The sequence below is a fragment of the uncultured Tessaracoccus sp. genome (assembly GCF_947286155.1).
Lineage (GTDB): Bacteria > Actinomycetota > Actinomycetes > Propionibacteriales > Propionibacteriaceae > Arachnia.
In genome coordinates this window covers 48,137-66,533 of record NZ_CAMYPD010000010.1, presented here as the reverse complement: position 1 = coordinate 66,533, position 18,397 = coordinate 48,137, and the positions used below count along the sequence as shown (strand labels likewise).

General features: G+C 61.6%; 18 protein-coding genes and 1 pseudogene. 14 read left to right on the top strand and 5 right to left on the bottom strand.

The features are described 5' to 3' along the window. A pseudogene (locus Q0X68_RS04260) lies at positions 1-487 on the top strand (transposase); the annotation flags it as partial. Here Q0X68_RS04260 and Q0X68_RS04255 read toward each other — a convergent pair. Then, the gene (locus tag Q0X68_RS04255) at positions 397-846 is read right to left on the bottom strand and encodes an ASCH domain-containing protein (protein WP_297748033.1); all 450 of its coding nucleotides are present in this window, start codon (positions 844-846) and stop codon (positions 397-399) included. The pseudogene Q0X68_RS04260 and the gene Q0X68_RS04255 overlap by 91 nt on opposite strands. A 265-nt stretch (positions 847-1,111) precedes the next feature. On the opposite strand from Q0X68_RS04255, the gene Q0X68_RS04250 reads away from it, so the two are divergent. The 10 genes from Q0X68_RS04250 to secA all read left to right on the top strand — a co-directional run bounded on the left by Q0X68_RS04250 (position 1,112) and on the right by secA (position 13,161). Beyond that, the gene (locus Q0X68_RS04250) at positions 1,112-1,675 is read left to right on the top strand and encodes a YqgE/AlgH family protein (protein ID WP_297748030.1); all 564 of its coding nucleotides are present in this window, start codon (positions 1,112-1,114) and stop codon (positions 1,673-1,675) included. 71 nt (positions 1,676-1,746) lie between these two features. Then, positions 1,747-2,448, top strand: coding sequence for a hypothetical protein (locus Q0X68_RS04245; RefSeq protein ID WP_297748027.1), 702 nt, complete (start codon positions 1,747-1,749; stop codon positions 2,446-2,448). Beyond that, a complete protein-coding gene (locus Q0X68_RS04240) occupies positions 2,445-4,148 on the top strand; it encodes a hypothetical protein (protein WP_297748024.1) in 1,704 nt (567 codons plus the stop codon). Before Q0X68_RS04245 ends, Q0X68_RS04240 begins: the two co-directional genes overlap by 4 nt. After that, complete coding sequence (locus Q0X68_RS04235; protein WP_297748022.1) at positions 4,148-4,900, top strand: hypothetical protein; 753 nt, start codon at positions 4,148-4,150, stop codon at positions 4,898-4,900. Before Q0X68_RS04240 ends, Q0X68_RS04235 begins: the two co-directional genes overlap by 1 nt. Before the next feature lie 58 nt (positions 4,901-4,958). Continuing rightward, a complete protein-coding gene (mtrA, locus tag Q0X68_RS04230; protein ID WP_297748019.1) occupies positions 4,959-5,651 on the top strand; it encodes an MtrAB system response regulator MtrA in 693 nt (230 codons plus the stop codon). Next, entirely contained in the window at positions 5,611-7,191 is a 1,581-nt protein-coding gene (gene mtrB, locus Q0X68_RS04225) for an MtrAB system histidine kinase MtrB (protein WP_366127696.1), read from the top strand. The genes mtrA and mtrB overlap by 41 nt, the downstream gene beginning before the upstream one ends. Beyond that, positions 7,188-8,876: a GerMN domain-containing protein gene (locus tag Q0X68_RS04220; RefSeq protein WP_297748016.1), complete on the top strand. Its 1,689-nt coding sequence runs from the start codon at positions 7,188-7,190 to the stop codon at positions 8,874-8,876. The genes mtrB and Q0X68_RS04220 overlap by 4 nt, the downstream gene beginning before the upstream one ends. Positions 8,877-8,936: 60 nt before the next feature. Further along, a complete protein-coding gene (locus Q0X68_RS04215; protein ID WP_297748014.1) occupies positions 8,937-9,566 on the top strand; it encodes a ComF family protein in 630 nt (209 codons plus the stop codon). A gap of 127 nt (positions 9,567-9,693) precedes the next feature. Then, positions 9,694-10,299 (top strand): ribosome hibernation-promoting factor, HPF/YfiA family, encoded by a 606-nt coding sequence (raiA, locus tag Q0X68_RS04210; protein WP_297748011.1) that lies wholly within the window; start codon positions 9,694-9,696, stop codon positions 10,297-10,299. 138 nt (positions 10,300-10,437) lie between these two features. Further along, the gene (secA, locus tag Q0X68_RS04205; RefSeq protein WP_297748039.1) at positions 10,438-13,161 is read left to right on the top strand and encodes a preprotein translocase subunit SecA; all 2,724 of its coding nucleotides are present in this window, start codon (positions 10,438-10,440) and stop codon (positions 13,159-13,161) included. 33 nt (positions 13,162-13,194) lie between these two features. Here secA and Q0X68_RS13105 read toward each other — a convergent pair whose 3' ends face one another. From Q0X68_RS13105 to Q0X68_RS04195, 3 genes are all read right to left on the bottom strand, one after another. Continuing rightward, entirely contained in the window at positions 13,195-13,554 is a 360-nt protein-coding gene (locus Q0X68_RS13105) for an Rv3235 family protein (protein ID WP_366127693.1), read from the bottom strand. A gap of 96 nt (positions 13,555-13,650) precedes the next feature. Then, positions 13,651-14,925, bottom strand: coding sequence for a hypothetical protein (locus Q0X68_RS04200; protein WP_297748009.1), 1,275 nt, complete (start codon positions 14,923-14,925; stop codon positions 13,651-13,653). Continuing rightward, entirely contained in the window at positions 14,922-15,257 is a 336-nt protein-coding gene (locus tag Q0X68_RS04195; RefSeq protein WP_297748007.1) for a hypothetical protein, read from the bottom strand. The genes Q0X68_RS04200 and Q0X68_RS04195 overlap by 4 nt, the downstream gene beginning before the upstream one ends. A 110-nt stretch (positions 15,258-15,367) precedes the next feature. Here Q0X68_RS04195 and Q0X68_RS04190 point away from each other — a divergent pair, with 110 nt between their 5' ends. Further along, entirely contained in the window at positions 15,368-15,826 is a 459-nt protein-coding gene (locus tag Q0X68_RS04190) for a DUF6912 family protein (protein ID WP_297748005.1), read from the top strand. An 8-nt stretch (positions 15,827-15,834) separates the two neighbouring features. Here the strand turns inward: Q0X68_RS04190 and Q0X68_RS04185 are convergent, their stop codons facing one another. Then, positions 15,835-16,305 carry a DUF2505 domain-containing protein gene (locus tag Q0X68_RS04185; protein ID WP_108872136.1) on the bottom strand — a complete coding sequence of 157 codons (471 nt, stop codon included), beginning with the start codon at positions 16,303-16,305 and terminating at the stop codon, positions 15,835-15,837. Positions 16,306-16,394: 89 nt separating this feature from the next. Between Q0X68_RS04185 and Q0X68_RS04180 the strand changes: the two genes are divergently transcribed. Both Q0X68_RS04180 and trpS read left to right on the top strand, forming a co-directional pair. Then, a complete protein-coding gene (locus Q0X68_RS04180; RefSeq protein ID WP_297748003.1) occupies positions 16,395-17,246 on the top strand; it encodes a PHP domain-containing protein in 852 nt (283 codons plus the stop codon). A gap of 42 nt (positions 17,247-17,288) precedes the next feature. Next, the gene (gene trpS / locus Q0X68_RS04175) at positions 17,289-18,380 is read left to right on the top strand and encodes a tryptophan--tRNA ligase (protein WP_297748001.1); all 1,092 of its coding nucleotides are present in this window, start codon (positions 17,289-17,291) and stop codon (positions 18,378-18,380) included. The last annotated feature ends 17 nt before the right edge of the window (positions 18,381-18,397 follow it).

Here is an 18,397-nt window from a genome sequence, read left to right as displayed (position 1 = left end):
CAACTGTCACCAATGTCCTGACACAGAAACGTCACCCATGTCCTGAGACATCACAGCGGTTTTCCGCAACAGATCTCACACATTGATGCTTTTGGTGGCAGAAGACCGACGCCGCCACGGTCGCGGCTTGGCGTCAGGCTCGGGAACGGTTCGTGCTGTTCCTCGCGTTCGGGTCAGCAACGAGGAAGGTCATCTACACGACCAACTCGATCGAGTCGTTGAATTACCAGCTGCGGAAAGTCACGAAGAGCCGGGGGCATTTCCCCAACGACGCGGCCGCGGTGAAGTTGCTCTGGCTCGCGGTCCGCAACATCGCGAGGACCAACGAGCCCGTGAGCGAGCCAAGGAAGCAGGCCGCAAAACTTGCCCTTGGCAAATCGTTCCAGCTAGTTCCCCTCAGCTGGTGGCGTTCACTGGGTACCGTGGATCGACGGCAAAGCGGCAGCACACCACCAGGGTGTCGTCGTCTAACTGGAGCTCGCCATAACTGGTGACAAACTCTTCAGATCGCCAGAAATCTTCGTGCCCAGCACGCCATTCGGCAGCTGTCCGGTAACCCTCGCCCTCCGCGATGGCGTGCTCGTCGGTGACATCACCCAGCCGGACGATTTGGACCTCGAGTGTTCGTGTCACACACGCGACATTTCCATTCGAGTCGATAACTGCCTCCAGTGAGCCCAATTGGTTGCAAGGATCATCGCCTTTGTCGAATTGGGCGAGCAGGCAGGTTGTCGCGGTCTTGGCTCCGCTGAGGATTGCCTCCACCAAGGAGTCGCGAAGCGGTCCGGGAAAGGCGTACTCACCGCGAGGAATCTCGGAGAGAGGAGGTGTAGTTGGCTTTGTCATCGGTCAAGGGTATCGAGAAGAGCGGGCCGGACGAGGTGTTCTGTGCTGGCGCCAGCAAGATCGGGGCAGACTCACTGCGTTCGAGCTAACAGAGACTGTGAGATCGAAGCTAAGAGTGCGAAATCGGATCGTGCAACCCACAAAATGTGAGAGTTGTTGCGGTTTTCCGCAATAGATCTCACACATTGATGCTTTTGGTGGCAGAAGACCGACGACAGCAGGCCATCTGACCGGGCAACGGCTGAGAGCGGGCTACAGTGCAGGTATGGAACTGCTCGGGCCACCTGCTGCTGGACAGCTGCTGATCTCCACCGAGCCTGGAAAAGGCGGCTATTTCGACCAGACCGTCGTGTTGGTGTTGGAGCACAACGACGCAGGCACCCTCGGCATCGTGCTCAACCGTCCGAGTGATCTCGACGTCCCCGAGCCGCTCGCCCAATGGGAGCCGATGCTTTCACCGCCGTCGGTACCGTTCCTCGGCGGCCCGGTCAACGAGCATACGGTGGTGGCGCTGGCGCAGCTCGCCAACGCTGAGGTGAGCCCACCAGGATGGCAGCAGATATTCGGAGAAGTGGGCCTCGTCGACCTCGACACTCCTGTCGAACTTGTTGAAGGAGCGTTCGCGCACATGCGGATGTACGTCGCCTTGGCTGGCTGGGAATCGGGCCAGCTCGAAGGCGAACTCATTCGCGGATCTTGGTTCCGCACCACCGCCCGAGCCGAGGAAGTCTTCGGGGTGCCCGACGACCTCTGGCGGCGGGTATTACGACGTCTAGGTGGTGCCGTCTCCAGATGGTCCACGTGGACCCCGCTGCCCATTCTCAATTGAGGCCGAAGAACGCCCCGACGTTGACCCCACTATGTGGTTGACTGAATCTTGGCATGTCAAATGGAGGAAATGTGACCGACGATGTGATGGACGACGAGCTGCTGGCGCCGCCAAGCTTAGACATCGTGCCTGATGAATCGACGGACGAGGCCGAGAGCGATGTCGAGGCTTGGCACTTCTCCCACGGCTTCACCGACACACGACAGGTAGTTCGCATCTGGATGGACGAAGACACTCGCCACCTCGAGCGCGTAAAACTCTCCGCCCGGTGGCGCGAGCGGTTGGCGGGTCATTCGCTGAGTGACGCATTCTTCGAGGCGTTCTTCTGTGCGAACCTCCGTTTTGGGCAGTCTCGCAACCTCGAGGTTCCTGAGCCGGAACCCGTCGAGGTGGATTTCGAGGGCACACATGAAGACCTCGAAGAACAGTATCTCGACCTCATGGACCGCATTCGTGAACTGGATGCCCGTGCCCCAGAGAACGTCCGCTGGGCAGATTTCGAAGGTGAGAAGGTTCGTGCGAGTGGCCGCGACGGCAACGTCACGGTCACCCTGTCGCTGGCCGGGCTCACGGAGAAGGTTGAGTTTAACAAGTCCTGGCTGGCGTCAGCAGGTGCCAGTGAGATCGCTGACCAGGTGCTGAAAGTGCACCGTAAGGCATACGACAGCTATGTCCCACCCGTTTTCGTACCTGGCGAGCGGGAAGAACTGGCCGAGGAATGTAGAAAGCTATCGGCTGCTCTTCAATCAAAGATGTCCAAGGGAATCGCATGACTAACAAGAATTTGCGGAATGATACGAGTGACACCGTTGACGACGACTTCCTAGATCGCGAGCAAGAGGCGACGTTGAACCATCGCGGTGTGCGCGGTTCGAGGAAGAAGAAAGCAAAGGGCGGGCGTGGCCCCATGCCTATCACGGGCAACGCCGGCAATGGTGGTACCGCGACGGGTGCCGCGCCGACAGGAGCACCCGCCGCAGCGCAAGGTGCGGGCAACGCTGGACTCACTCCCGCGTCGACTCCGCTCCCCGCTGCGACTGAGGCAGCGGCGGCCGGGTCTATCGGTGTGATGGCCGCTGGTGGGGCAGTGCACTTCGGTAACGAGCAGCTGGCCGCATCGGGCGTCGACCACTCGGAAGACCCGTGGGGCGCCTACGACAACCCCGACAACATTCCGGGCCTGACGCTGGACGAAGACGACGAACGTGCCGACGCTACCCGGACATCGATGGCCATGCGTGGCTCAGGAACACGCGGCGGTAACAAGGGTGCGGGCAACGGCATGGGCCCAATGATGCCGATGGCGGGAGCCGGGGCAGGAGCCGGCGCCGGCAACGCGACTGCAGGCTCCGCGCCCGCGGGCGGCGGTGCACCCGGCGGAATGATGTTCCCGAGCGCCACCCTCGGAGGTGTCGGCGGAGCACAGAATCTTGCCTCCGCCCAGCAGGCCGTGACCTACCAGAGCATGAGCGGTGGGGCATCGTCGGCAGCCATGGCAGGCCTGCAGAGCTCTCGCGCCACGGGCGCCATGTTCTCACCACCGTCCTCAGGCGTCCTCGCCGCGGGAGGCGACGTGCAAAGCACCGATCCGGCGGCGTTCGCCGAGGCGATGCGTGGTGCAGGAATCGACACGAGCCAGCAGTTCGTCGAAGGCCCCGACGGCAATCTGTATCCGAATCCCTACTACGACGGTGGCGGGGCAGGAAATGGCGGACTCGGAGCTCCTGTGCCCAGCATCCGTGGTGGCGTAGGTGCCGATCTCAATGGTGACGGATACGTCTCCAACGAAGAGATGGCACGTTGGCATGCCGGACAAGGCAAAGTGAACGACGGAGTATCGCGCTCCGGGCTGGGCTTTTCTGATAGTCAGCGCTCGTACGATGCCACGCACGGTGTTTCCGGGCCAGCCGATGGCGCCCCTGGCCCGAAGGTCGGCGTTCGCCAGGGCGTCGAAGGACTCAGCCGTGACGCCTACCGCGAGGCCACTTCGGGTCATGGGGGAAGCGCCGGGCCATCGTCGTCGGGCGTGAAACAGCAGGTGTCTGGCCTGCAGTCCACCCAGTACTCGCACATGTCAGGTGCGCCGAGTCAGTCGAGCGCCAGTTCGCACGACTTCATCCGATCCGCTGCTGGAGCTGGCCAGCGGGCTGGGCACACGAATGCGACCGCGAAGGATTTCTCGGTGCAGAGTGAAGAATTGCGTGGCGAGTCGAAGGCGTGGGACTCGATTGCGAAAGCACAAGCCAAGCTGCGGAGTCAGTTCGACAGCCTCGTCGGTGATGCCCCTACCTTCGGAGTGATGAACGGCATGGTGCAGCCCGCCTATGAGGCCATGCGCACTGCGTCAGTGACCTCCACCGAGCATCGCACAGGTAAGAACCAGTACACGTCGGAGCACATGGCGCTGAGCGCCGACGCCTACGACCAAACCGAAATGCAGAATGCCCAGCTCTCTGACAGGGAGATTCCGTGATGCGTGACATTTACTCAGACCTTCACAACCGCGTGACCGAGCTTCGCAGTACGCTCACGCAAGCGATCCTCAACGATCAGCAAGAGATCACGATGTCGTTGAGCATGGCGTCCACTATGGGTCTCGTTGGTGCAGCAGGCACAGCCCTAGCAACTGCAGCGCAAGCAGCATTGCAGGTGGCGAGCGCGAAAGGCAATGCTGCCCTGGGGCAGGTTGAAGCCATCACAGTGTGGGCCGGGCAGAGCAAGGAATCGTCCAGCCGCATGCGAGACCGCGGCCACTCATGGGCAGATCTGAACGACAACGTGCTTGAGCTACGCGACCTGATGAAGAAGGTGCAGAGCCGAGGCATCAACAACGGGTGGTCTGGTGAAGCCAAGCGACATTGGCAAACCTTCACCGACCGCCAGATTGAGGAGCACGACAGGTTCGAGGAAGCCGTCGTCAAGGTCGCACCGTTGATGTTTGACGCGAGTGACGCCACTGACCAGCTCTTGATGGCATTCATGATGGCAGCCCAAGGGGCGCTGCTCCCGGGAAAGACGATTGCCTTACGCCCGCCGACGCCCAACCCCGCTGGCTTCGGCATTGGTACCCGGACACCCGTGTTCGCAGGGATACTGAGCGCGTGCGCAGCTCAGTTCAGCGCCAATCTGAACGGCCCGTGGCGCGTCCAGGCTGCTCAGATCTCTGTTCGGCTTCTTGAGGCTGGAAGCGCGATGAGAGCTAGCAGTGCGCAAGGCGCGCTCTGAGTATGTCTCACGTTGCACCTCCTGTTGCCGCTAAGCTTGCGGCGACAGGAGGTGCAGTGTGTCCGACGGGAAACTCGTGCTCATCGTGGACGATGATGCGGCGCTGTCCGAGATGCTGCAGATCGTGTTGCGTCAAGAAGGATTCCGCACCGTCAGCGCGGCCTCCGGCGACGCCGCCTTGGCAGAGTTTCATCGTGCGCGCCCTGACCTCGTCTTGCTGGACTTGATGCTGCCAGGCATGGACGGCGTCGAAGTATGCAGACAACTTCGCCAGCACTCTGGGGTGCCCATCATCATGCTCACGGCGAAATCAGACACCGCCGACGTGGTGGCGGGCCTCGAGGCGGGGGCCGACGACTACGTCGCAAAGCCTTGTAAAACCCAGGAACTTGTGGCGAGAATCCGCACGCGACTTCGTCGCACAGCCGACGAAGGTCAGGATCTCCTCCGCATCGGCGATCTCGTGATATCGGTGGCAGCGCATTCCGTCAAGCGCGGGGAACAGCGCATCAACCTCACGCCCCTCGAATTCGATTTGCTTCTCGCACTCGCCAAGCGCCCGAACCAGGTCTTCTCGCGTGAGGAGCTGCTGGACGAGGTCTGGGGATACCGCAACGCAGCTGACACTCGTCTCGTCAACGTGCATGTGCAAAGGTTGAGGGCCAAAGTGGAGAAAGACCCGGAGAATCCGGAGATCGTCATTACCGTGCGTGGCATCGGCTACCGTGCAGGCGAAACAACGCGGGGATAGCGGGGCGCCCCGCCGAGCTTTTCGCGTTTGGTGGTCGTCGCTTCCACTTCGAGTGCTCGTCACCACAATGCTCTCAACCCTCGTGGTGTTAGGGCTCGCAGGGTTCTTCCTTATCCAGATGGTGACCGGCGGCGTCGTGAGAGCCAAACGGCAAGCCGTCATCAATGAGGCGAACAGCGCCCACGCGTTCATGCAGCAGCAGTTACGTGGATCTGACGCGAGGGGCATGTCCGTTGCGGAAGCGCTGAACCGCCTGGCTGAGCAAACCAGCGCGCAAACCACGCAGTACCAAATGGTGATCCAATCCTCTACCTCCACGCTCGTGTCGGGAGGCCTCGAGGCATCGTCGGTGCCCAACACGCTGAGTGCGAAGGTGCACGAGATCGACGGCATGTACATCACACCAACCTCCGTGCACTGGGCGGATCCTGCCAAGGCGAGCGAACCGGGATTCGTGGTCGGAGCAAGCCTCATTACCGCGACGAACGAACGAGTCCCCGTCTACTACGTGTTCCCCATGACGGCTGAAAGGCAAACTCTGCGGCTCATCCAAAACGCGGTGATTATCAGCTTCACGCTGCTCCTGGGGGCCATGCTCGTCATTGTCTACGCCGTGACGTGGCAAGTGGTGACCCCAATTCGACGTGCGAGCGTCACCGCGCTGAGGCTCGCCTCCGGCCAGCTTGACGAGCGCATGGAGGAGCGAGGCACCGTCGAGATTCAAGCGCTCGCATCCTCGATGAACCAAATGGCAGGCGAACTCCAGACGCGCATTCGTCAGCTGGAGAGTCTTTCGGACGTGCAGCGCCAGTTCGTGAGCGACGTGTCGCACGAGCTGCGCACGCCTCTCACCACCATCAAGATGGCCTCAGATCTGCTGTACGCCAGCCGAGATGATGTCGGCCCTGATTCGCGTCGAACGGTGGAGCTGATGTGGAGCGAGATTGAACGCTTCGACGAGTTGCTAGCCGATCTGCTGGAAATCTCCCGATTTGATGCCGGTGCAGCGGTGCTTGCACTCGACGAGCACAACCTCGCTCGGCTTGTCGAGGAGGAAATCGAGGCCCAACGTCCGCTTGCGGAACGCCAGGGCATCGAGCTGCAGATGCGCGTGCTGAGCGACGACACTCGTGCCGAACTCGACGCGCGGCGCGTGCGGCGAATATTGCGCAATCTGCTCAGCAACGCGATCGATCACGGACAAGGCAAACCTGTCGTCGTGACGGTCGCAGCAGATGAGGACACCGTCGCGTTGACGGTACGCGATCAAGGCATCGGTTTCGACGGTGATCAATCGGCGAAAGTATTCGACCGGTTCTGGCGTGCCGACCCCGCCCGAACCCGCGTCGTCGGAGGCACGGGGCTCGGACTCTCCATCTCATTGGAGGACGCCAAGCTACATCGCGGATGGCTCTCCGCGTGGGGGAGGCCCGGCGAAGGAGCGCAGTTTCGCCTCACTTTGCCTCGAAGTCGCGACCACAAGGTGCTCGTATCCCCGCTCCCCGTCGCGCCTACCGACGATGAAGGGAGTCTCGAATGAGATTTCGGGTACTGCTTCTCCTGCTCATCCTGGTGTGTTCGGGCTGCGCCTCCATTCCTACGGAAGGCCCCATCGAAGAGGTTCCCGTTCCTGAAGATTCGGCGGGCATCGAAATCGCTCCGCAGCCCCCGCGGGGTGATGATGAACCCGCGCAGATCATCGAGGGCTTCTTGCTCGCCATGTCGGAAGCCGACACCACGTATCGCACCGCTCGCACGTATCTCACCGCTGAGGCCGCTCAGCGTTGGAAGCCGGGACGTTCCACGCAGGTGTTCCAGGGGTCTGTGTTGCAAGCCGACGGCCACTATCTCCTCCAGGGCGTCCTGCTTGGTGAGATCGACGAAACGGACCGCTTCCAGCCGAGCGGCGAACCGCTCAGGCACGACTTTGGCCTGGTCGAAGAGGATGGGCAGTGGCGCATCAGCAGTCCACCCGACGGTGTGTTGCTCTCCAGGTACCTGTTCACTCGCAACTATCGGCAGGTCACCATCTACTTCTCCGCACAAGACAACGAAGTGGGCGTGCCGGAGCTGCTCACTATTCCCGAAGGGGAAGTCTCGCCTGGCCGCATTGTTGAAGCCGTGCTGCGCGGGCCTTCTGAGCGCATGCAGAGCGTCGTGCGCAACGCCATCCCATCGGGAGCGACTCTCGGGGAGGGCGGCGCGAGCGTCGACGAGGACGGGATCGCGACGGTGGATCTCACTGGGGTAGCGCCGTCGATGCCTCCGGAGCAACGACGGCGCCTCGGAGCGCAGCTGCTGTGGTCGCTCACGTCGGTGCCACGCGTCACGGCGCTGAAGGTTACCGTCGACGGCACCCAGTTCACCCTACCTGGGCAAAGCGCCGACGGAGTGCTCGAACTGGCAACGCAACAGGGTTATTCCGTGTTGTCGCGGACGCAATCGCAGGACCTGTTCGCGGTGCAAGAGCACACGCCTGGAACGCTGAACGACCACGGACGATTCGTGCCGTTGGTGGGCGAGTTGCCGCCATCAGCGGAGGTAGCCATCTCTATCGACGGCACGCATATGGCGTTGATCGGGGAAGACCGCCAAACTGTGTCCGTCGGGCTGCGAGATGACACTCTGACTCCCATCACACCGGGATTCACGAACATTCACGACGGGCAATGGGCGCTCGGTTACTTGTATGCCTTGGGCGACGACGCTCAGGGCATGACCAGAATGTTGCGGGTGTCGGCGCAGCACGAAGTGGAAGTGATGGATGTCCGGCTCCCTGCAAGCATGGCCCTGCGCGGATTCTCGGTACACCAGACTGGCGCCGTGGCGGCGGTCCTGGGGGAGCGCAACGGAAGTACTCACCTTGGGCAGATGGTTGCCTCCAAACCTGGCGTATTCGACCGGTGGCAGGAACTACCTCCCAGCGGCCCGAGCGGACAATCGATTTCCCGCATTGACGATGTGCAATGGAATTCGGAGTCCACAGTTGTGCTTGCGGGCGATGTCGATGAGAGTTGGGGTGTGGTTGTCGTCAGTGCGGATGGGGCGTTCGTCGAAGAGATTGGCAGTTTCCGTGAGCCTATTCAGGGCGTCGCCGCGTTACCCCGCCAAGGTGGTGGCCTCATCGCATTGCGCGGCAGCGGAGGTGCAGTATGGCGGTACACCGCGCCCAATCGGTGGACGCACCTCGATGTCAAGGTCGCCGATTTGACGTTCGCTGGCTGACCGGAAACTCGCCCTGTGGAGAGTGCAAATCGGTAGGGGTGAGTGGACACACTGTGGTGTGTGAACATCATCAATGCCCTCGCAGATCTCTTGCTCGGGGCGCAATGTCCTGGATGCGACGAGCCGGGTTGGGGGTTGTGCACCGAATGTGTATCGGCGCTCGACGTCACCCCGACGGTTGTCGGGCGCCCCGGTGTACCGACGATCATGGCGGCTAACCTGTATCGGCCTCACCTGAGCAAGATCATTCCCCGCTACAAGGATGATGGCGCTCTCCACATTGAGCGCTCTCTCTCCAGACGACTCGCCGTGGCCGTCAATGCGTTGCAGCTGCCCAGCGACACCTGGTTGGTGCCTATTCCGTCGCGCCCGAGCGCGGTGCGGGCCAGAGGGTTCGATCATGCAGCGCGTCTGGCGGCCGCGGCGGCACGCGCGACGGGGCTCCGCAGTCGGCGAGGGCTCCGTCGAACTTCAAGGGGCACCGATCAGCTCGAGCTCGGTCGCGCGTCACGAAACCGGAACATGCACGCATCGATGCACTCGACGATGCACACCGGCAGAGCGGTCGTCGTCGACGACATCGTCACGACCGGTGCCTCTCTCGCGGAGGGCGTTCGGGCCTTGGAACACTCGGGCGTCGACGTGCTTGCCGCCGCCGTGATCGCGAACGTCGATGAACCAGTGCAATAGTGAACAAATTCACTACCACAGTCACCAGCTTTGGAAGTAGGCGGTAACGTTGTCATATGGAACAACCGCAGAGCTCAGCAACACCACTGAACTTTGCGGTTTCGCGTTTTCTACTCATGGAGGAGTCATGGACATCGTCGTCACCGGCCGGCACTGCAACCTCAGCCCTGAGCTGAAAGAGACCGTTGCCGAACGGCTCGAAACCGTTGAGAAACTGCGGGATCGGGTGATCCGCTCCGAGGTCGAATTTCACGCTCGCGAGGCCACGAAAGATCCCGAAGACGCCGTCGTTGTGCAAATCACCCTGCGCAGCAAGGGCCCGGTCGTTCGTGCAGAAGGCCGGTCGTCCGACAAGATGCTCGCCTTCGAGGCAGCGCTGGATCGGTTGAAGGCGCAGCTCCGGAAAGCAGCAGACCGAAGGAAGAACCACCGGGGGCTCCGCTCAGCGATCGGCGATATTGCTCCCGTCCCGCCCATGCCGGAGCCTCAGGACGACGATGCGGTGCCGGAGCAGGAGGTTGCCGGTCTCGTCGTCACGGGAGACGGCCCGCTGGTGGTACGTGAGAAGGAATTCGACGCAGTACCGCTCACGCTCGCACAGGCTCTGGATGAGATGGAGCTCGTCGGGCACGACTTCTTCCTCTACGAAGACGCGGAGACGGGTAGGCCGTCGGTGGTCTACCGGCGCAAGGCGTACAACTACGGCGTCATCCACTTGAACGTCGACAAGTAACCTAGCCAATCTCATCGTTCGTGGGCGTTCGGCGTAGTCACGCTGGGCGCCCACGAACATTTCCACGTGTATTGCGCGACGGCGCTAGGATGGCGAAGGCATCTGTTGTGAAATCGAAGGACACTCGACGTGGGTTTCATGGAATTCCTGAGCGGCTTGGGCTCTGGCTCGCAGCTGAAGAAGCTGCAAAAGGTGGCAGACCAAGTTAATTCGATCGAAGAAGACTTTCAAGCCCTCTCCGACGCGGAACTCCGAGCTGAAACAGACAAGTTTAAGGAGCGCGTCGCCGACGGAGAGTCGCTCGACAAGCTCATGCCCGAGGCCTTCGCAGCGGTGCGTGAAGCGTCGGTGCGCGTGAGCGGCAAACGTCACTTCGATGTCCAGCTCATGGGTGGCGCTGCCCTGCACTGGGGCAATATCGCCGAGATGAAGACCGGTGAAGGTAAGACGCTTGTCGGTACGTTGCCCAGCTACCTGAACGCGCTGTCGGGTAAGAGCGTGCACATCGTCACCACCAACGATTACCTCGCCAAGTACCAGTCGGAGCAGATGGGCAGAATCCATCACTTCCTCGGACTTCGGGTGGGCGCCATCTTGGCGCAGATGACGCCGGCGCAGCGCCGTGACGCCTATGCAGCAGACATCACGTATGGCACCAACAACGAATTTGGCTTCGACTATCTGCGCGACAATATGGCGTTGCGCAAGGAAGACATGGTGCAGCGCGGGCACCACTACGCGATCGTCGATGAGGTTGACTCGATTCTCATCGACGAGGCCCGTACGCCACTCATCATCTCGGGCCCCGCACAAGACTCGAAGGAATGGTTCCCCGTCTTCGCCCGGATGGTGAAAACACTCACGCGCGATGAAGACTACGAGGTCGACGAAAAGAAGCGCACCATTTCAATTCTCGCCCCTGGCATCGAGAAAGTGGAAGACCGCCTCGGCATCGACAACCTCTACGAATCCGCGAACACCCCGCTCATCTCGTACCTGAACAACGCCATCAAGGCCAAGGAACTGTTCAAGCGCGACAAAGACTACGTCGTGGCCGGGGAGGAAGTGCTCATCGTCGACGAGCACACCGGCCGAACCCTCGAAGGGCGCCGGTACAACGACGGTCTGCACCAGTCGCTCGAAGCGAAAGAATCCGTCAAGATCAAGGACGAGTACCAGACGCTTGCCACCATCACGTTGCAGAACTACTTCCGCATGTACGACAAGCTCGCAGGCATGACGGGTACCGCGAAGACGGAGGAATCTGAGTTCCAGAAGATCTACGGCCTGGGTGTCATCACGATTCCCACGAACAAGCCGATGATTCGTATCGACAACCCCGACCTGATTTACCGCACGGAAGAGGCGAAGTTCCAGGCCATCATCGACGACGTGGTGGAGCGCCACGAAGCGGGCCAGCCCATCCTCATTGGAACGGCTTCCGTCGAGAAATCGGAGCTGCTCTCGGCAATGCTGAAGCGCGCGAACGTCCCGCACAATGTGCTGAACGCGAAGTATCACGAGCGTGAGGCGTCGATCGTGGCTGAGGCGGGCCGCAAGAGCGCGGTGACGGTCTCGACGAATATGGCTGGCCGTGGTACCGACATCATGCTCGGCGGTAACCCCGAATTTCTCGCTGACTTGCAGCTTCGCAAGCAGGGCCTCGATCCCGTCGAAACGCCCGAAGAGTACGAAGCACAGTGGCCGGACACGCTGAAAGCGCTCGAGGAGCAGGTCGCCAGCGAACATGATGAGGTCAAGGAGGCCGGTGGTCTGTACGTCATCGGCTCCGAGCGCCACGAGTCTCGACGCATCGACAACCAGCTGCGCGGCCGTTCCGGACGTCAGGGTGACCCGGGAGAATCCCGCTTCTACCTTTCTCTGGCCGATAACCTGATGCGCTTGTTCCGCCCTGAGCTGCTCGAGCGGGCGATGACGATGCTCAACGTTCCCGACGACATGCCCATCGACTCCAAGATGGTCTCCAAGCAGATTGAGGGCGCCCAGAAACAGGTGGAGAGCCAAAACTTCGAGATGCGAAAGAACGTCTTGAAGTACGACGACGTCATGAACCGCCAACGTCACGCCATCTACGGTGACCGCCGACGCGTGCTCGACGGCGTTGACGTCTCTCCGCAGCTGCGGAAGACAGCGGAGCGATTGGTCTCCGACGTGGTGACCGAGCACACCATCGGCTTCGAGGAAGACTGGGACCTCGAGCAGATGATGACCCAGCTCGAGACGCTCTACCCGGTGAGCATTTCGCTCGACGAGCTCGAAGAGGATCTGCCCGACCAGGCAGGCATGGTGGAGCGCTTCGTCGACGATGTTGACCAGGCCTATGACCGCCGTGAGGAAGAGATCGGCGAGGAGCGCATGCGCGAACTCGAGCGCCAAGTGTTGCTCACCGTGCTCGACCGCAAGTGGCGCGAACACCTCTACGAAATGGACTATCTGCGCGACGGCATTGGGCTGCGCGCTATGGCCCAGCGTGATCCCCTCACCGAGTACCAGCGTGAGGGCGGCGACATGTTCAACGCCATGATGGGCGCCTTCATGGAGGAAGTCACCGGCTTCTTGTTCCATCTCGAGGTGCCGAAGCAAGACGACGCCGACGCTGACACGGACGCAGGCGACACTGACGATGGGGCAGCAGCCGGTAGTGATGCTGAACCACTCGCGAAGGGTCTGGAACGTAAGGAGACGGATGGCAGCTCGCTGCAGTACTCCGCTCCGAACGAGTCGGGTGAAGCCACGAAGTCTGGTGCGCAGGCGACAGCGAAGAAGAAACCCGGCCGAAACCAGCCTTGTTATTGCGGCTCTGGCAAGAAGTACAAGGTCTGCCACGGCGCTAAGCAGTGACGCTCACGCCGCACGCCATCGTGCGTGCGGGGCTCAGGCACCGAGGATGTGAAACTCGGAGCATCGCCACTGCTTGAGCAAATCGAGGCGCATCACACACACGAGCCAGCGCCCGTGCAAGGACACCCTGATGCAGACCTCGGCGGCTGTCGATGTCGGCATCTGGCAACGCCAGGAGCCGATGGTCGATCGCAGAAATTGGCCCGATTCTCTACCCGCTGCCAGGCTCTCAAAGGCATTCGCGCTCAGGTGCTGGCGCAGGTGGTGGAGGGGGCGTCGGCCAAAGAGGGATTCAACGATGGCGGTGGCGAGCCCAATCGCTTGGCGAGGTGGGGGTGACCCGGCTGTACGGGGGCGCTGAGCGCCGGCATGTGTACTGGTTTTGTGAAGCATGCTCCCACGCTAAGTGTGGAAACAGCCCAACAACTGGGTACTACAAACCGTCGGACAACACTTTCTTCTCACCCAACAATCGGGAAGGAAGAGCGGCTAGCTTCCGCCAAACATGAGCAGCAGCCCACCGACGGTGAACACCACCATCACGAGCAGTAGCGGCAACTGGCGCATCATCACCTTGCCCGCCGGGCGGCGCAGGGCGACGTCGTGCGTGACGATAACACCGAGCACATGCCCGCCGACGATGAGCAACACCTGGAGCCACGCTACGAAGGTGGGGAAGGCGAACAGATCAACGTTGGGGCCTGCCTCTGCGAAGCCAAACCAGTTCTGCCCCGTGCCGAGGGGATCGTTGAACCGAATGGCGGTGCGTTGTCCCTCCAAATACAGGTAGGTGCCGTAGTGGGCGAGACAATACCCGACGATCAGCGGCACCAAGCCGGGGGAGAGGCGGTTCATCGTGGACCGCAGCCCCTCACCCTCGTCGAGGAACTTGCAGCCGAAGGCATAGAGCGCCGCGACGAGCGCGATCATGGCAGCCAGCCCGATGGTGCCCAAAATCCACGCAGGTGTGGTGATGTCTTGGATCATGCGCTGCCATCGAGGCGTGTTGGACATGGCATCGAATGCGGTACCTCCCAGTAGCACCACCGCGACGGTGTACGTCGCCGTCGGCGGGACCCAGCTCGCGAGGTTGCGCACCGGATTCATCCGATGCACGACGCCATCCTTGCGTTTCCACGGTGACAGGCTGGCCACGGTCGTGCCGTACACCTCGAACGGATCAGCCCGTTCAATCCAGTGTGGGCGCACGAAGAATCCGACGATGCACCACGTCAGCCACAGCCCAGCCGCAAGGCGTAGGGCCGGCAGCGTGATGCCTTGGGGGAGTACGAGCTCCATGTAGAGGAAACCCGCGAGCGCGAGCGCTGCGGGCGCGCGGGAACCGGGGCCGTCGGGAGCTATCACAGCGCTGCCGCGGAAGGCGAGCAGCGTGCGGATGGGGTTCGTCTCCTTGTACGCCTTCCCCAGGAAGACGGAAAACACCACGAGCCCAACCCACAGCCAGACGTAGATGAAGCCGATGACAGGATTGTCGATCCGGTCGGCGCCGAAGATGAGCGCGATCGCGCTGAGAATCCAGATTGCTCCCACAGAGGTGCGTGCGATGATACGTCCAGGAAGACTATCGATCGCCTTGGTGAGACGCGGCATAGGCACGCCGTCATCGTCTTCAAACCGTGAGCGCTTCCAGGCGAAGAACAGAAAGTAGAACGTGACGAGTAACACCACCGCAGCGGCGAGTAGCACGAGCCAGAACGGAAGCGGGAGGTCTGAACGGGACGCGATTCCGTGGAGAAGAATCATTCGACAACCAACTTCATGTACACCTGGTTGGCGCCATGACTTTCGATTTCGTAGGCGCCCGCCATGTTGGCGGTGAAGGTGATCTCGTGCGGTTCGCCGGCTTTCGTGGGGAACGAATGCTCGTAGCCGTGGACGTGGATGTCGTCGTCGTAGGCCGTCGTCACGATCAGGGTGAGCTCGGATCCGAGCGGAACCGACTGCTTGATCGGCGTCGAGATGCCACCCTCAGGAACATCGAGGTTCACTGTCACTGGCTCGGCGGAGCCGGCGCTGCCGCACGCGGTGAGGATCAGCATTGAGCCAGCAGCGGCAAGGAACGTCCTGCGGAACATGCACATCTCTTTCTACGGGTTCGTGGCCATACCGGGGCAAAGCCTATCAATGAGTGCCCATATGGGCGCGTGGCTGAGGCGTGCCGCTCGAATGCGCCTACGCTTGGTGTGTGGTCAGAAAGCTTGTGTTCATTCCCATTGCTGCAGCAGAACTCCCCATGCTTACAGGGGAGGTCCCCGTTGAACAACGTCGCGCATTCACAGTGACGAGTGACCTGCTCGACGAGTTGGGGTACACCGAAGACATGTCCGAAGATGCCGAGTACGCGGCCATGGTGTTGGCCTCCATCTCCGGGCTGATCGAATTCGGCGAGCGCGTGGTCATCGTCGCCGAGGTCGACGCCGCGCTCATTGAAGCGGGCAAGGACTCGGCGAACGGCGAGTGCTTGCTTGTGCGGTGCCCGCATGAAGCCATGACGGCCTGGTTCGAAGACGCACCAGGGGTCGAACTCCCGACGGTGCCCGCAGGCTCAAGTATCGACGACGCCTGGGAACTGCCCGAAGTGCAAGCCTTGCTGCAAGAACACGACCTGCTATGGAACGACGTCGTGGAGTACCGACGCAGCTAGTTCCGCAGTCAGCGCGTCAGCCACACGCGAGCGCGGCGCTCCATGCCGGCAAACGCTTGGACGATGAACGGCTCCACCTGGGCCTCGACTTTCTTGCCCACGAGCGGAATCTTGACCTTGAGCTCTCCTTCGTAGTCGCCCACAGTGCCTGTACTCGTCGGCGCGAGCTTCGACGTGGCACTCGCCTCGACGGGCATGCCGGGCACGTCGACGTTCACCGTCCCCGGAATGGTGCCGTCCGAGGACTCGTCAGAGAAGGCCATGAGAATCGAAACCTTCACCGTCTTGCCCAGGATTTTTTGCACCTGTTCGGGGGCGGGCAGCATCATATCGACGCGCGTACCGACGTCGCCGACTGAGACGGTATGCTGCACCGCCCCGGCGTGCTGGGCAACGTCGTCGAGGAATGCTTCGTTGCGTAGTAGCGCCGCGACATCGCGGGGAGGGGCTGGGTAGGAGTGCTGAAAGATCAACTGCATGGGGCCTAGTCTATTGCCACTCATGCATGGTCCGGGACGGAAAATGCGCACTCCGCGTGCGGGCGAGCGCGGGCAACTACCATGGGGCCATGCGGATCGACTTGCACACTCACTCGAATGTCTCGGACGGCACAGACTCACCTACGATGCTGGTGCAAAAAGCCATTGCTGCGGGTCTGGACGTCGTGGCGCTGACCGACCACGACACCTTTGCCGGCATCACGGAGGCACAGGAAGCCGGGAAACGGTCGGGACTACGAGTACTGAACGGGCTCGAAATGTCGACGAAATTTGAGGGGAAGTCGGTACACCTACTTGGCTACGGCTGTGATCCGCGCAACGCAGACTTGAAAGCAGAACTAGCTCGTATCCGCGCCGGGAGGACGGAACGTCTGCCCCGCATGATCGATAACCTGCGGGCCGCAGGCATCGACATCACCATCGACGAAGTGTACGAGCACGCGGGAGACGCGTCGGCTGTGGGGCGCCCACACGTGGCTGACATCCTCGTGCAAAAAGGGGTCGTAGCGAGCAGGACGGAGGCGTTCCAAACCTGGATTGGGGAAGGTCAGCCGGGATATGCCGAACGCTACGCGTGCCCGCTGGAAGAAGCCATCGACCTCATCCATGGCGCCCGCGGCGTAGCCGTGATCGCTCACCCGTGGTCGCGCGGATGCCGGCAGGTGCTCACTGCTGAGGTGCTGGAACGACTCATCCGCGAGCATCAACTCGAGGGTATCGAGGTGGAGCATCAAGATCACAGCCCCGAGGCGCGGGAATTGCTGTTCCAGATGGGCGCCCGCCTCGGCCTCATCCGTACGGGATCATCGGATTACCACGGCACCGGCAAAGTCAATCACGAGCTTGGCTGCAATACGACAAGGGTGCAGGCCTACAACGAGTTGATCGCTCGGATTCGTCGGCGAGGCGGCGTCGTCTAGCGTGTAGGCGCGAAGCCGACGCAAGACGCTACGCTGGAGCGCATGACAACTTCGACCCACTTCGATCCGGAAGCATCGCTCGCGCGTTCCACGCAACGCAGCCTGGCTATTGAACAGGAGATCGCCAAGGATCCCAGCAAGTTTCGGATCCTGACGGGCGACCGCCCCACAGGCAACCTGCACATCGGGCACCTGTTTGGGTCGCTGGAGAATAGGGTGCGCCTGGCGAAAGCGGGCGTCGAGACGATGGTGCTTATTGCCGACTACCAGGTCATCACTGATCGCGACGGCGTGGGCCCCATCCGGGATCGTGTCTACTCGCTGCTAACCGACTACCTCTCAATCGGGCTGGACCCAGAAAAGGTCACCTTCTTCACGCATTCTTCGCTGCCGGAGTTGAACCAGCTCATGTTGCCGTTCCTCTCATTGGCCACCGACGCAGAACTTCGTCGCAACCCGACGGTGAAGACGGAACTGGAGGCTACCGACGGACGACCGATGTCTGGCCTGCTGCTCACCTACCCGGTGCACCAGGCTGCTGACATCTTATTCTGCAAAGCGAACCTCGTGCCAGTGGGTAAAGACCAGCTGCCGCACCTCGAGCAGGCCCGTGTCATCGCTAGGCGTTTCGACGAGCGCTATGGGCGCGCTGACGAGGCCACCCCCGTCTTCCCCGAGCCCGAAGCACTGCTGAGCAAGTCGGGAACCGTGCTCGGTCTCGATGGTGCGAAGATGAGCAAATCTCGCAACAACACCATCGAGATCGGGTTCACTGCCGACGAGACGGCCAAGCTTATCAAGCGTGCTGTAACCGATTCCGACCGCCACATCACCTACGAACCTGAGCAGCGTCCCGAGGTGTCCAACCTGGTCAACATTGCGGCACTCGCACTCGACCGTGACCCCGTCGACGTTGCCGCCGAGCTCGGCGACGCCGGAGGTGGCGGGCTCAAGAAGCTCGTCACGGAAGCACTCAACGAGTACCTTGCGCCCATCCGGGCCCGTCGTGCGGAGCTGGAACAAGATCCGGGCTTCCTGGAGAGCGTGCTGCGGGCGGGCAATGAGCGGGCACGCGAGATCGCGGTACAGACCTTGGAAGAGGTCCGCACCGCGATGCAGATGGTGTACTACTGAGCCTACGTAGCGCCGGC